We start from the raw sequence: 13,108 nt of genomic DNA on the forward strand, positions 1-13,108 counted from the left end.
ACTATGACAGGAAAATTGAAAAACGCCATACCCAGCAGAGAGATATGGCGTATTGATTTAATAGGTCATTGTTTACTTATAAACGGGATTCTACCCATGCCTCAACACTTGCCAATGCTGATGGCAGTGCCTGCACATCAGAACCGCCAGCTTGGGCCATATCAGGGCGCCCACCGCCTTTACCGCCAACCTGTTGAGCAATATCAGCGATCAACTCGCCTGCTTTTACTTTGCTTGTGAGGTCTTTGGTCACCCCAACAATCAAACTGACCTTATCATCGGCTGTTGTTGCCAGCACAATAATAGCGGACCCCAGCTGATTTTTAAGATCATCAACCATAGTACGCAGCATTTTTGGTTCAACATTATCCAACTGACTAACTAAAAGTTTCACCCCTTTGACCAATTTTGCATTGGATGACAATGAGGCACTTTCCTGAGCAGCTTGCTGATCTTTCAATTGCTGGAGTTCACGCTCAAGCATTTTACTACGATCCAGTACTGCACGTACTTTATCAGCCAGATTATTAGTATCGCCTTTCACCAGATGAGCGACATCTGCCAGCAAGTCGCTTTGCTGATGCAGCAGCGCAATAGCCCCTTCACCGGTTACCGCTTCAATACGGCGAATACCAGCTGCAGTACCTGACTCTGACAAGATGCGGAACAGACCAATATCACCCGTACGGTTGGCGTGAATACCGCCACACAGTTCGGTTGAGAAATCACCCATGGTCAAGACTCGTACCTGATCGTCATATTTCTCACCAAACAGAGCCATCGCGCCTTTTTCTTTTGCCGCTTCCAACTCCATAACTTCAGTCTGGACTGGCATATTACGGCGAATCTGCTCGTTGACGATATCTTCGACCAAACGAATCTGCTCTGGCTTCATTGCTTCAAAATGAGAGAAGTCAAAACGCAGGTATTTATCATTGACTAGCGAGCCTTTCTGAGCGACATGTTCGCCCAGAGTTTTACGCAATGCCGCATGCAGTAAATGAGTTGCAGAGTGGTTCAGGCGAATACGGTTACGTCGTGCGACATCAACCTGTGCATCAATGCTGTGGTTAACGCGCAACGTTCCGTGAGTTAATTGCCCTAAATGCCCGATTGCCTGGCCATATTTTTGGGTGTCTGCCACAGCAAAAGTTGCCGTCGCATTTTTTAACTCACCCTTATCGCCAACTTGACCACCAGACTCACCATAGAATGGTGTTTGGTTCAGGACAACAACCGCTTCTTCACCTTCATGAATTTCATCTACAGCTTCGCCATTGCGGAACAATGCAGTCACTGTTGCTTGCTGATGAACATGGTCATAACCAGAGAACTGGCTCGCACTATCAACTCGGATCAGGTTGTTATAATCTGCGCCAAAGCCACTGGATTCACGAGCACGGCGGCGCTGAGCTTCCATTGCTTGCTCAAAACCAGCTTCATCCACTTTCAGATTGCGCTCACGGCAAACATCTGCGGTTAAATCGATAGGGAAGCCATAGGTGTCATACAAGCGGAAAGCGGTCTCGCCATCAAGGGTATCACCCGTCAATTTGCCCAGTTCTTCATCCAACAGCGCTAAACCACGCTCTAATGTGCGGGCAAACTGCTCTTCTTCAGTTTTCAGAACCTGCTCTACCATCGCCTGCTGTTGCTTCAATTCATCAGCAGCAGAGCCCATAACTGCAATGAGTGGGGCAACTAACTTGTAGAAGAAAGTCTCTTTGGCACCCAGCATATTACCGTGACGAATAGCACGACGAATGATACGGCGTAGAACATAACCACGGTTTTCATTCGACGGAATTACGCCATCAGAAATAAGGAAAGCACAGGCGCGGATATGGTCAGCAATAACACGCAGCGACTTACTGGAAAGGTCAGTCGCACCCGTGACATCGGCTACTGCACTAATCAAATTGCGGAACAGGTCAATCTCGTAGTTCGAGTTAACATGCTGTAATACTGCAGCAATACGCTCAAGCCCCATGCCCGTATCAACTGACGGCTTAGGTAATGGCAGCATAGTGCCATCAGACTGGCGGTTAAACTGCATGAAGACGATATTCCAGATCTCAATATAGCGATCACCGTCTTCTTCTGCGGAGCCAGGAGGCCCACCCCAGATATGGTCGCCATGGTCAAAGAAAATCTCTGTACATGGGCCACAAGGGCCGGTATCACCCATTTGCCAGAAGTTATCTGATGCAAAAGCGGCACCTTTGTTATCACCAATACGGATGATACGCTCACGCGGTACCCCAACTTCGTTGGCCCAAATTTCGTAGGCCTCGTCATCAGTTTCGTAAACAGTTACCCAAAGTTTTTCTTTCGGTAGATTAAACCACTGTTCGCCGGTTAATAACTCCCAAGCGAAATTGATGGCGTCATGTTTGAAGTAATCGCCGAAACTGAAGTTACCCAACATTTCGAAGAAAGTATGATGACGCGCGGTATAACCTACATTTTCAAGGTCATTATGCTTACCACCTGCTCGCACACAGCGCTGAGAGGTCGTCGCACGGGAATAAGCCCGTTTATCCAAACCTAAGAAAACATCCTTAAACTGGTTCATCCCGGCATTGGTAAACAACAGCGTAGGGTCATTATTAGGGACCAAAGAGCTGCTTGATACAACCTGATGTCCCTTGCTATGGAAGAAATCGAGAAACGCTTGACGAATCTCAGCGGTGCTCTTGCTCATAATTGTCCCGGAAACAAGCTAAAAGAATAGCCCGTGAGCAAATCGGGTGCCTATAACTGACAACACAATGGGTAAGCTCACGAACAAAAAGTGGGACTAAGATAAATTTTCTTCGAAGGGAAGTAAAATCCCGCGTGCATTCATTCGTCAAAATTACTGAAAATAGACTGAATTTCTTCCTGGAAAAAGCCACGATAGAGAAGATATCGCTGAACCTTGGCCTTTTCTTTCCATTCAACAGGTAAAATTTCACTAAATTTACGCTGCGCGACCTCTTTTGCGAGCAAACTCCAGTCAATTTCACTAATTTCAAAAGCGGCTTGAATGAGTTCTTTATCGACATCTTTTTGCATCAATTCAGAGCGAATGCGTTGTGCACCATATCCTTTGCGACTGCGGCTATTAATGTAGCTGGTAGCAAAGCGGGAATCATCCAGCCAATTATGTTGATAGCAATAGGCAATAACCTGTTCGATAACTTTTGGATCGATATCCTCGGCGGGCTCCTCACTGCCACTAACTGCACGCTTTCCCCAATGACCTTTTACCGAAAATGGCTGTGCTGCAAGTTTACGACGCAGTTCAGATTCACTATGATCGCGTTGAGAGAGGAGTCTCATGGCCCGGCTCAGTAAGTCATTCATAATTACCCTTCTTACTTGAAGTTGCAGCGGTGTTAGCTACACTCTTTCACCCGAATCACTGACCAATGTCAGCTCATCGGGATTCATTCGTTTGCTGCCTTGCTGTAACTCCAATTACTTTGGGTAATACCCTTATTACTCAAAGTTGCAGCGGGGTTAGCTACACTCTTTCACCCGAATCATTGACCAATGTCAGCCCATCGGGATTCATTCGTTTGCTGCCTTGCTGTAACTCCAATTACTTTGGGTAATACCCTTATTACTCAAAGTTGCAGCGGTGTTAGCTACACTCTTTCACCCGAATCATTGACCAATGTCAGCCCATCGGGATTCATTCGTTTGCTGCCTTGCTGTAACTCCAATTACTTTGGGTAATACCCTTATTACTCAAAGTTGCAGCGGTGTTAACGGCACTTTCTGTCAGTTACTAAAACGGCCCACTAAGTGAGCCGTTTATTAATGGTTTACCGTGCAAACTCGATCAAAACTTTACGAATTAAAACTCTTCGCTGGTTTCATCAGTTTCATCGGCAAATGCTGCAGTGGTAACAGCTTGTTCGCCATTTCCGCCATTGAGCAGCATTTCACGCAATTTTTTATCTAACTCAGCAGCTACTGCTGGGTTTTCTTTTAAGTAGTTACTGGCATTCGCTTTACCCTGACCAATTTTGTCACCGTTATAGCTATACCATGCACCTGCTTTTTCAATCAGCTTGTGCTTAACGCCCAAATCAACAAGCTCGCCGTTTATATTGATACCTTCACCGTACAGGATCTGGAATTCAGCTTGCTTGAATGGCGCTGCAATTTTGTTTTTTACAACTTTAACGCGCGTCTCACTACCCACAACCACATCACCTTCTTTTACTGCACCAATACGACGAATATCTAAACGTACAGAGGCATAAAATTTAAGTGCGTTACCGCCAGTGGTTGTCTCAGGGTTACCAAACATAACGCCAATTTTCATACGAATCTGGTTAATGAAGATTAACAAGGTATTCGCATTCTTCAGGTTACCGGCCAACTTACGCATAGCCTGGCTCATCATACGTGCCGCAAGGCCCATATGAGAGTCACCAATTTCACCTTCAATTTCAGCTTTTGGTGTCAATGCTGCCACGGAGTCAACAATGATGACATCTACTGCGCCAGAGCGAGTCAGTGCATCACAGATTTCCAGTGCTTGTTCACCGGTATCTGGCTGGGAACACAGCAGGTTATCAATATCTACACCTAATTTTTTGGCATAAATTGGATCAAGAGCATGTTCGGCATCAATGAACGCACAAGTTTTACCTGCACGCTGTGCAGCGGCGATAACTTGTAAAGTCAGCGTTGTTTTACCTGATGATTCAGGGCCATAAATCTCAACAATACGCCCCATTGGCAGGCCACCCGCCCCCAATGCGATATCAAGAGAAAGAGAACCTGTAGAGATGGTTTCAACATCCATTGAGCGGTCTTCGCCAAGGCGCATGATAGAGCCTTTACCGAATTGTTTTTCAATTTGGCCCAGTGCTGCTGCTAACGCCTTTTGTTTATTCTCATCAATAGCCATTTTTACTCCCTCTCTGGTATGCCGGGTTACCCCTGTCATCACCACTGAATGTTGTTTTGTGCAGGAAATTACCGCTAATTATACTGTACAATCATACAGTATCAAGCCTATTTTTACAGAAAATCATCTAATAGTGTTTGTAGTGCGAAAACAGTTGCTTGCAGCCGCACAGCATCACGGTCGCCGTGAAAAAGCTGTTTACGGGCCACAATCTGTCCTTCACCTGTTGCAACAGCAAACCATACCGTACCTACCGGTTTCTCTGCGCTACCGCCGTCTGGCCCAGCAATACCACTGATTGATATCGCAAAATCCGCATTGGCTTCCCGCAATGCGCCATGTGCCATTTCTTGCACAACGGTTTCACTCACTGCGCCATAACTTTCCAGCGTGCTTTCTTGCACACCCAGTAAATCATGTTTTGCGGCATTGCTGTAAGTCACAAAGCCGCGATCAAAATAAGCTGAGCTGCCTGCAATATCAGTCAGTGCCTTGGCAACCCAGCCACCAGTGCAAGATTCAGCACAAGTCACCCAAGCTCCGCGTTCCTTTAGCTTATTGCCGACTGCAATACTGAGTTGGCGTAATTGTTTCTCGTGCATTGTTCCCCCGACTCAACTGAGATTTTCTGTCGCCGATAGTAGCACTTCTTTCGGCTGTAGCGGCAACCGTGCTCAGTTATGCGAAACGCTTCGCAGGGTGCAATGAAAAAAAGCACTTTTCTGTACAAAGCTTTACCTCAGGAACTCAGCTGTTAGTATCAAAATAAAGAGGATGCGGCTGGCGACATCTGCAATTCCGGTAATTTATCCGGAATGATGAACTAAGGACGTGACAGTGAAAAAAATTCTTAACGCCTTCTTCCCCCTTTATAGCGCCACCGTGTTGATGCTATTAGGCTCAGGTTTATTAACGACCTATATCTCGCTACGTCTCACGGCTATCCATGTCTCTGGGGCATTAATCGGGGCAATCATCGCCGCAAACTATATTGGTTTGGTGATCGGAGGCAAGGTCGGCCACTTCCTGATTGCACGGGTAGGCCATATCCGGGCTTATGTGGCCTGTGCCGGTATTATTACCGCCGCAGTGTTAAGTCATGGCCTTACTGAATATATCCCTGCGTGGGTGGTTCTGCGCTTGATTATTGGCCTCTGCATGATGTGCCAGTTTATGGTGTTAGAAAGTTGGCTCAATGATCAGGCGGAGTCTAATCAGCGCGGCACGGTGTTTGGTTTCTATATGGCAGCGACCTATGCCGGCATGGCATTGGGCCAAGTGGTATTAATGCTTCAGCCCGAATTGGGTTTAAGCACATTGATGATTATCGCTCTATTTTTTGCCCTTTGTTTGGTGCCTGTCGCACTGACCACTCGCAGTAATGCCCAACAGATGTCCCCTGCCCCCATGGAGCTGAAATTCTTTATCAGCTCGATTCCCAAAATACTGGCATCGACATTGGTTATCGGCATGATTGTCGGCTCGTTTTATGGCCTTGCACCGGTCTATGCCAGTCTGCAGTCGCTTTCTACCCAAGAAACTGGCCTGTTCATGGCGCTATCTATTTTTGCCGGTTTGGTTGCTCAGCTACCGCTAAGTTGGTTGTCAGACCGCTATAACCGTACGTTATTAATACGAATTAATGCTTTATTACTGGCACTAACTGCACTGCCCCTAGCCTTGGTGCCCCATATTTCGTTCCATTTTTTACTGGGTTTAGGTTTTGTCGTCAGTATGTTGCAGTTCACGCTTTATCCCTTGGTCGTAGCACTGGCCAATGATCTGATTGCGCCAGAACGACGAGTCTCACTCGCGGCGTGTTTATTGATGTCATTTGGGGTGGGGGCCAGTATCGGGCCACTGGCTGTCGGTGCGCTAATTGCGCCTCTCGGCGGTAACATTCTGTACGCGTTCTTCTCACTCTGTGGTTTAAGCCTGATAGCATTCAGCCGAACCGTGAAACAGGATCAAGATGAATTTGTTAACGATGCCCCAGTGCCACATATGGCAATACCCGACAGCTTGGTCAGCTCCCCACTCTCTCCGGCGTTAAATCCAAGTTTTGATGAGCAATTAATCCACGACATTATGCCGCCGCCAGATCAACCGGAAGGAGAAAATGAACCCGAGGAAAATGCCTCAGAAAGTCATCCTAAAGAGCAGTAGCGCTGAGTGTCAATTCGGTACTGCTTGTTATTTATTCGGCTTTGAATAAAAATACCAGCATCAAGTAATTAGCGGGATGGAACCATGTCGAGACAAGATGAGCAACGGTTGCTGGTGAAAATCGCCACGCTGTATTACACCGAAGGGATGAAGCAATCTGAGATTGCTGACAGCCTGCATTTATCTCAGTCTTTTGTATCCCGTGCGATAACTCGCTGCGTCAAAGAAGGCGTGGTTAAAATCAGTGTCATCCAGCCCGCTAACATGTTTATTGGCATCGAATCACGCATTCAAAAACACTATGGTATCGACCAGGCCATAGTGGTAGATATTGCCGATGACGCCAACCCAACACAGATAAAACAAGCTATTGGCTCCGCGGCAGCGCACTACATGCAAACCAGTATTCGTCCAAATGATATGGTGGGTATCTCTTCGTGGAGCAGTACCATCCGGGCGATGGTTGATAATCTTCACCCCCTTAACATCAAAACCAGCGGTGTTATCCAATTATTGGGCGGAGTTGGCCCCAACGGTAATGTGCAGGCCACATTGTTAACTCAATCATTGGCAGATATTTTAAATTGCCCGGCTTATTTACTGCCAGCACAAAGTATTGAGCGCTCAACAGAAGATCGTGCCCGCTTAATCTCCAGCGGCGAAGTCGCGGAAGTAGTGAATAAATTTTCTGAAGTGGATCTGGCACTCGTCGGTATTGGCGATCTGGAGCCTTCACAATTGTTGAAAAACTCCGGTAACTATTACCACGAAGAGATGCTGAAATTGCTGGCAGAGCGCGGTGCCGTAGGTGATTTATGTCTGCATTACTTTGATGCCGCGGGTAACGCGGTACTCAGTGACGAAGAAGATCCGGTGATTGGTATGTCATTACCGCAATTGCGGGCCTGTCCACGGGTCGTGGCACTGGCGGGCGGGATAGGTAAAAGTGCCGCCATCCGCGGCGCGCTGAATGGCAGCTATATTGATGTATTGATTACCGACAGATTAACCGCCGAGACATTGCTGTAGCTATATAACTATATGGCTAGTCATATAATTATGCGATTAAACGCACCCTCCGTGGTGCGGATTTATTGTCTATCTAAACGCGAACGCTCTTACTTTGCATGCCAGTAGCAATCAACACCCAGATATTTACTGAATGCTTCTTGCAGCACTTGAGCTGTTGCTGAATGGTTCATCGCCACATGGTGCTCGAAACCATTATTGCAGATATGAGTCAGTAAACTTTCCAACTGTGGCACTTCAACCACCGCACGGCACCCCACGGTGTCTAATTCGTCACTCACAGAGCGCCCTTCGCCAACATAAGCCCGTACCTGGCCGGTAAAATCATCGGAAGATAGCCGGAAATAGGTCAAAGGCCCGGACTTCATCCGACCATGAACGGCACCGCATGTATTCTCACAGCCCACGGTTGTGCCGATAATATCAGCGGTACCCATGGTTGAACTTTCCAGACTTTCACTGGCAAAGTTACCGCAATGGAATAGCACGCATTTATCACGCTCAGCGCCAAAGTTATTGTTCCAGTCAGCAATAGAGGCCGGAGCCAGAGAGCAACTCGCCAGCGCATACATCGACAATGCCCCCATGACATCCACTTCGCAGGCACTTGGCATCAATTGCCCTGACATCACACTCATGATGGAACAGACGTTAATGCCCAGATTCTGTTGCAATGAGGTCCAGCACTGCATGGCCGTAGTATCAATATCATTGGCAATAATCCATTCACTGATAACCACAAACAATTTTGCCATTTTGTGCAATTTATCTTGTGGGATAGCGCTGGTATCGCCATTGGCTTTTAACAGTGCCAGTTTTTCACCGACCCGGATGTCGTTATCACTGAGATTGGCAACCCGGAAAAACACCTCGGATAAATCGAGGGTTTCAACCGTAATCCCCAAATTCTCCAATAGCTTCTCACTGTAACGTACAGTATTGAAGTTAGTCGGACGGGCACCGATAGCGCCAACCCGCACCCGTTTCATGGCATGAACCACGCGGCATAGCTGCACAAACTGTTCGACATCACGGCTAAAGATTTCACTGTTTAAGCTACAAACATGCTGTTTCGTCAATGTGAATGGAATGCCGTATTGGCGCAGGTTATTGCACAGTGATATTTTGCCGCAGAAGCTGTCACGACGTGTCGCCAGCCCCATTTTATCCAATGCATCTTCTTCTGCTTGTACCAACACAGGCACTTTAAGGCCAGAGAGACGGATAGCATCAGAGACACTTTTTTCGTCACCAAAATTGGGCAGAATGACCACCACGCCGTGGATCTCTTCGCTATGCTTACGGAATAACTCGGCACACACTTTAGCATCGCGCCAGTTTTCTACCCCACCCAATGGGGTCTGCTCCTCATTGAGCATAATAGTGTTAATTCCCAGGCGATCGAACAGTGCCTGTGCATCACGGCGCGCGTCTGCCACGAGATAGCTTGGGAAGAACCCCCGGTTGCCGATAATCACCGCAAAAGTTAACTTACGAGGTATTGCTGACATATGCATACTCCTAGTGTGGGTTATTTCGGCTGGAAACGCGCGCGCGCGATGGCCGATTGCCAGAGGCAATAGTTATCTTGCATCTCCGCGCTTTGAGCGCGCGGTTCGATGTATTCCACTTCACGGGGGAGGGCCGCCAGTTGCTGGCTATCCTGCCACCAGCCAAGGGTTTTCCCGCCTAAATAAGCCGCCCCCAGTGCTGACACTTCTGCGGTGTGGTTGCGTATCAAGGTGCGCTGAAGTAAATCGGCCTGAAACTGCATCAGCCAGCGGTTGCTGGTAGCGCCGCCATCAACACGTAACTGTTCGAGGCGGTGATGACCGGCTTGCTCCATAGCAAAAAAGACATCCGCGATTTGATAGGCGACAGACTCCAACCCGGCGCGGGCCAATACTGCCGGGGTGGTAGCATCGGTCAGACCACAAAATAGACCGCGCGCCTGACTGTCCCAATAAGGTGCGCCCAGTCCTGATAATGCCGGGACAAAATAGACCCCTTGATTACCCGATTGGCTTTGTGCCATTTCGGTCAGAAGCGCTAAGTCAGTGATCCCCAACATGCGCGAAACCCACGCTACCCCAGAGCCGGTATGGGTGATATTGCCTTCGAGGGCATAACGCAACTCGCCATCATGCCAGGCAATGGTGGTGCTCAGCCCATTGCTCTGCGCGCTGGGTTGTTTCACGGTGGTCATCAGAGAGGAGCCGGTACCATAAGTGGCTTTGATTTCACCGGCGCGGTCACCGCCCTGCCCATAGAGCGCGGCATGTGAATCACCAATTTGTGCCACTATCGGCACACCTTGGCTCAGACCGATAATGCCAGTATTTCCGGTATGTCCGTGGATAGCCGCTGAGGGTAAAACCGCGGGTAAACAGAGGCTGGGGATGCCAAATAACGCCAACAGGTCAGGGTCCCACTGGCCTGAATGGATATTAAATAGTTGAGTACGGGCGGCATTGGAAAAGTCGGTAGAGAAACTTTGCCCGCCACTGAGTTGCCAGGTCAGCCAACAATCGATGGTGCCAACACAGAGCTCGCCGTGGGCTGCACGCTCCACACCTTGTGGGATGTCCGCCAGCATGCCATGGACCTTGGCTGCCGGGAACAAAGGGTCAATCTGTAACCCAGTGCGCTCCGCGACCATTGCCGCTTCGGGTAACTGGCTCAGTGCCTGACAGAAAACCTCTGAGCGCCGACACTGCCAGCTCACCACTGGGGTGAGTGGCTTCCCGGTTTCGCGCTCCCAAATAAGCACTGATTCGCGCTGGTTACTGATTGCGACACCCGCAATTCTGGCGCCAGCCAGTTGGCTCAGGCAGCCTTCAATGGCCAACGAAACAGCTTGCCAGATAGCCAGTGGGTCCTGCTCCGCCCAGCCGGGACGCGGGTGCTCTAGCAATAAGGGAACCGCAGCTTTGGCCCGAATCTGCCCAGCCGTGTCGACCGCTATGGCCTTAGCATTAGTGGTGCCTTCATCAATCGCTAAAATAATCGGCATCGCTTGTCGGCTCGGCGATTCTGTCTTTCTACTCAGCGGCATAGTTACTCCCCCCGGCAAAACCGCAAAGCGCGAGCCACAATGCCTGCTGCATCAAAACCATGATAGGCACGCATATCCGCCCTATCGGCAGCAATGGCATAACTTCCGTCTGGAATTCCCAATCTAACCAAGGGAATGCCGCTCCCCGCTTCGGCCAACACCTCAGCCACCAGACTGCCCACTCCGCCATTAATATTGTGCTCTTCGATGGTAATCACCCGCTGGCTGTTTTGGAGGATAGCTAACAGTTGCTGAGTATCACACGGGCGAATAGAAGAAACATTGACCACCGCAGCAGAAACATTGTTGTCTGCCAGCATGGCTGCTGCACTAACAGCCTCATGCACTGTAGAACCCATAGCTACCAGAGTAATATCCTGACCTTGTTGCAAAACATCAATTTGGCCGGGGGTGAACTGGTAATGTTCATCATGCAGTGGCGGCAATGATTTACCGTCCAGACGGATATAGACCGGCCCAACATGCTGGAGGGCATAATCGATTATCTGGCGGCACTCTTGTGGGTCAGATGGCGCATAAATTTCAATATTGCCAAAACCACGTAAGATAGCGATATCATCAATACAGTGATGAGTGCTCGCCAGCGGCCCATAGCTGGCACCTGAGTTAAGGCCAAACAGTTTTACATTGCTGTTGTTGTAGCAAACATCAATTTTAAGCTGCTCATTGGAGCGGGAAATCAGGAATGGCGCAGCATTGCAGGTCACCGCCACTTTGCCCCCCATGGATAACCCCACCGCGGTGCCCACCATGGCTTGCTCGGCAATACCGACGTTAACCACCCGGTCAGGGAAACGCGCCATAAAAGGCCCGATTTTCGCTGTCGAGGTTGAGTCAGCCACCACAGGCACCAGATCCACGCCGCTGTCGACGGCTTTAATAAACTGCTCGACCATCACTGCGGCCAAATGTTCTGCATTACTCATCGCTCAATTCCTCCAGTGCCAGATCAATTTCAGCGCCTTTCGGCACCCGGTGATGCCACTCCACGCGCCCTTGAATAAAGGAGATTCCGGCACCTTTTTCGGTGTTGGCAATCACCACATGGGGCTTACCTTTCGGTTGTAAAGCTTCGAGAGTTTCCACCACCGATTGCATGTTATTACCCTGACATTCCGTAACTTGCAGACCGAATGCCTGCCATTTATCTGCCAGCGGATCGGTATTCATAATCGATTTGGTGGTGCCTGCCAGCTGGAGTTTATTTTTGTCGTTAATGATGATGAGGTTATCTAGCTGATAGTGAGCGGCCACTAACGCGGCTTCCCAATTACTACCTTCAGCCAACTCACCATCACCGGTTAAAACAAATACCCGCCGCTGGCTATTCGCGCGTTTTGCCGCCAATGCGATCCCCACTGCGACAGGTAAACCGTGGCCCAAAGCACCGGTATTTAATTCAATCCCTGGTGTTTTATGTTTGACCGGATGGCCCGGCAGATGTGAGTTAGCGTGCTGGTAAGTTGCCAACCATTCTTCAGGGAAATATCCCGCCTCCGCCAGACAGCAGTAATAACCGCCCACGGCGTGTCCCTTCGATTGCACATAGATATCGCGTTCAGGATCGGTAAGCCGTTCGGGAGCACAATTAAGGATGCGGAAATAGAGTGCAGTCAGAATCTCTACTTGCGAAAGATCAGCACCGGTGTGCCCCCCAGCAGGGCTGTTCGCATTGAGCAGGACGATCCGGCGACGGATAGCCCGTGCCTTTTTCACCAGCTCATCGACTGACAGTGAATACGGATTCATGACATTACCTCTCTTTAATTTTCATCCGTCAGTGAATTTTTACTCACTTCGGAATATTTATTCCTGATGGCGCTAAAAAATAGCTTTCATCAAGCCTGTCCGGAAGTTGTCCTCCGGCATGACATCTTTCGTGTTCTGTGGTCAGGAGACGGTGACTGCTCCTGTCGCCGTTATCAGCG

At 49.0% G+C, this 13,108-nt stretch carries 10 protein-coding genes; 2 read left to right on the forward strand and 8 right to left on the reverse strand.

Features of this window, described 5'->3' with window-relative positions; genetic code table 11:
* Window positions 1-76: 76 nt before the first annotated feature.
* The 4 genes from alaS to pncC all read right to left on the reverse strand — a co-directional run bounded on the left by alaS (window position 77) and on the right by pncC (window position 5,511).
* Entirely contained in the window at window positions 77-2,704 is a 2,628-nt protein-coding gene (gene alaS, locus FTA96_RS19290; RefSeq protein WP_050106382.1) for an alanine--tRNA ligase, read from the reverse strand.
* A gap of 140 nt (window positions 2,705-2,844) precedes the next feature.
* A complete protein-coding gene (recX, locus tag FTA96_RS19295) occupies window positions 2,845-3,348 on the reverse strand; it encodes a recombination regulator RecX (RefSeq protein ID WP_145574619.1) in 504 nt (167 codons plus the stop codon).
* 496 nt (window positions 3,349-3,844) lie between these two features.
* Entirely contained in the window at window positions 3,845-4,909 is a 1,065-nt protein-coding gene (gene recA / locus FTA96_RS19300) for a recombinase RecA (protein ID WP_032910054.1), read from the reverse strand.
* 113 nt (window positions 4,910-5,022) lie between these two features.
* Window positions 5,023-5,511 (reverse strand): nicotinamide-nucleotide amidase, encoded by a 489-nt coding sequence (gene pncC, locus FTA96_RS19305; protein ID WP_145507449.1) that lies wholly within the window; start codon window positions 5,509-5,511, stop codon window positions 5,023-5,025.
* 235 nt (window positions 5,512-5,746) lie between these two features.
* Between pncC and FTA96_RS19310 the strand changes: the two genes are divergently transcribed.
* Together FTA96_RS19310 and FTA96_RS19315 are read left to right on the forward strand one after the other, a co-directional pair.
* Window positions 5,747-7,075, forward strand: coding sequence for an MFS transporter (locus tag FTA96_RS19310; RefSeq protein ID WP_050121431.1), 1,329 nt, complete (start codon window positions 5,747-5,749; stop codon window positions 7,073-7,075).
* Between the two features lie 84 nt (window positions 7,076-7,159).
* The gene (locus FTA96_RS19315) at window positions 7,160-8,104 is read left to right on the forward strand and encodes a sugar-binding transcriptional regulator (RefSeq protein WP_145507450.1); all 945 of its coding nucleotides are present in this window, start codon (window positions 7,160-7,162) and stop codon (window positions 8,102-8,104) included.
* Between the two features lie 89 nt (window positions 8,105-8,193).
* Here the strand turns inward: FTA96_RS19315 and FTA96_RS19320 are convergent, their stop codons facing one another.
* From FTA96_RS19320 to FTA96_RS19335, 4 genes are read right to left on the reverse strand one after another with little or no spacing between them, the layout of a single operon-like run.
* Window positions 8,194-9,615 (reverse strand): L-fucose/L-arabinose isomerase family protein, encoded by a 1,422-nt coding sequence (locus FTA96_RS19320; protein ID WP_050100194.1) that lies wholly within the window; start codon window positions 9,613-9,615, stop codon window positions 8,194-8,196.
* Window positions 9,616-9,635: 20 nt separating this feature from the next.
* On the reverse strand, window positions 9,636-11,117 hold the full coding sequence (locus tag FTA96_RS19325; RefSeq protein ID WP_072077406.1) for an FGGY family carbohydrate kinase: 1,482 nt from the start codon (window positions 11,115-11,117) through the stop codon (window positions 9,636-9,638).
* Between the two features lie 44 nt (window positions 11,118-11,161).
* A complete protein-coding gene (locus FTA96_RS19330) occupies window positions 11,162-12,106 on the reverse strand; it encodes a transketolase family protein (protein ID WP_050150181.1) in 945 nt (314 codons plus the stop codon).
* Window positions 12,099-12,929, reverse strand: coding sequence for a transketolase (locus FTA96_RS19335; protein ID WP_145541741.1), 831 nt, complete (start codon window positions 12,927-12,929; stop codon window positions 12,099-12,101). The genes FTA96_RS19330 and FTA96_RS19335 overlap by 8 nt, the downstream gene beginning before the upstream one ends.
* Window positions 12,930-13,108 lie beyond the last annotated feature (179 nt).

This window comes from Yersinia alsatica (assembly GCF_902170305.1).
GTDB classification, from domain to species: Bacteria; Pseudomonadota; Gammaproteobacteria; order Enterobacterales; family Enterobacteriaceae; genus Yersinia; species Yersinia alsatica.

Bases quoted from the DNA above. Each gene is read 5' to 3' on its own strand.
- alaS (WP_050106382.1), bottom strand. From the start codon at position 2,704: ATGAGCAAGAGCACCGCTGAGATTCGTCAAGCGTTTCTCGATTTCTTC.
- recX (WP_145574619.1), bottom strand. From the start codon at position 3,348: ATGAATGACTTACTGAGCCGGGCCATGAGACTCCTCTCTCAACGCGAT.
- recA (WP_032910054.1), bottom strand. From the start codon at position 4,909: ATGGCTATTGATGAGAATAAACAAAAGGCGTTAGCAGCAGCACTGGGC.
- pncC (WP_145507449.1), bottom strand. From the start codon at position 5,511: ATGCACGAGAAACAATTACGCCAACTCAGTATTGCAGTCGGCAATAAG.
- FTA96_RS19315 (WP_145507450.1), top strand. From the start codon at position 7,160: ATGTCGAGACAAGATGAGCAACGGTTGCTGGTGAAAATCGCCACGCTG.
- FTA96_RS19320 (WP_050100194.1), bottom strand. From the start codon at position 9,615: ATGTCAGCAATACCTCGTAAGTTAACTTTTGCGGTGATTATCGGCAAC.
- FTA96_RS19325 (WP_072077406.1), bottom strand. From the start codon at position 11,117: ATGCCGATTATTTTAGCGATTGATGAAGGCACCACTAATGCTAAGGCC.
- FTA96_RS19330 (WP_050150181.1), bottom strand. From the start codon at position 12,106: ATGAGTAATGCAGAACATTTGGCCGCAGTGATGGTCGAGCAGTTTATT.
- FTA96_RS19335 (WP_145541741.1), bottom strand. From the start codon at position 12,929: ATGAATCCGTATTCACTGTCAGTCGATGAGCTGGTGAAAAAGGCACGG.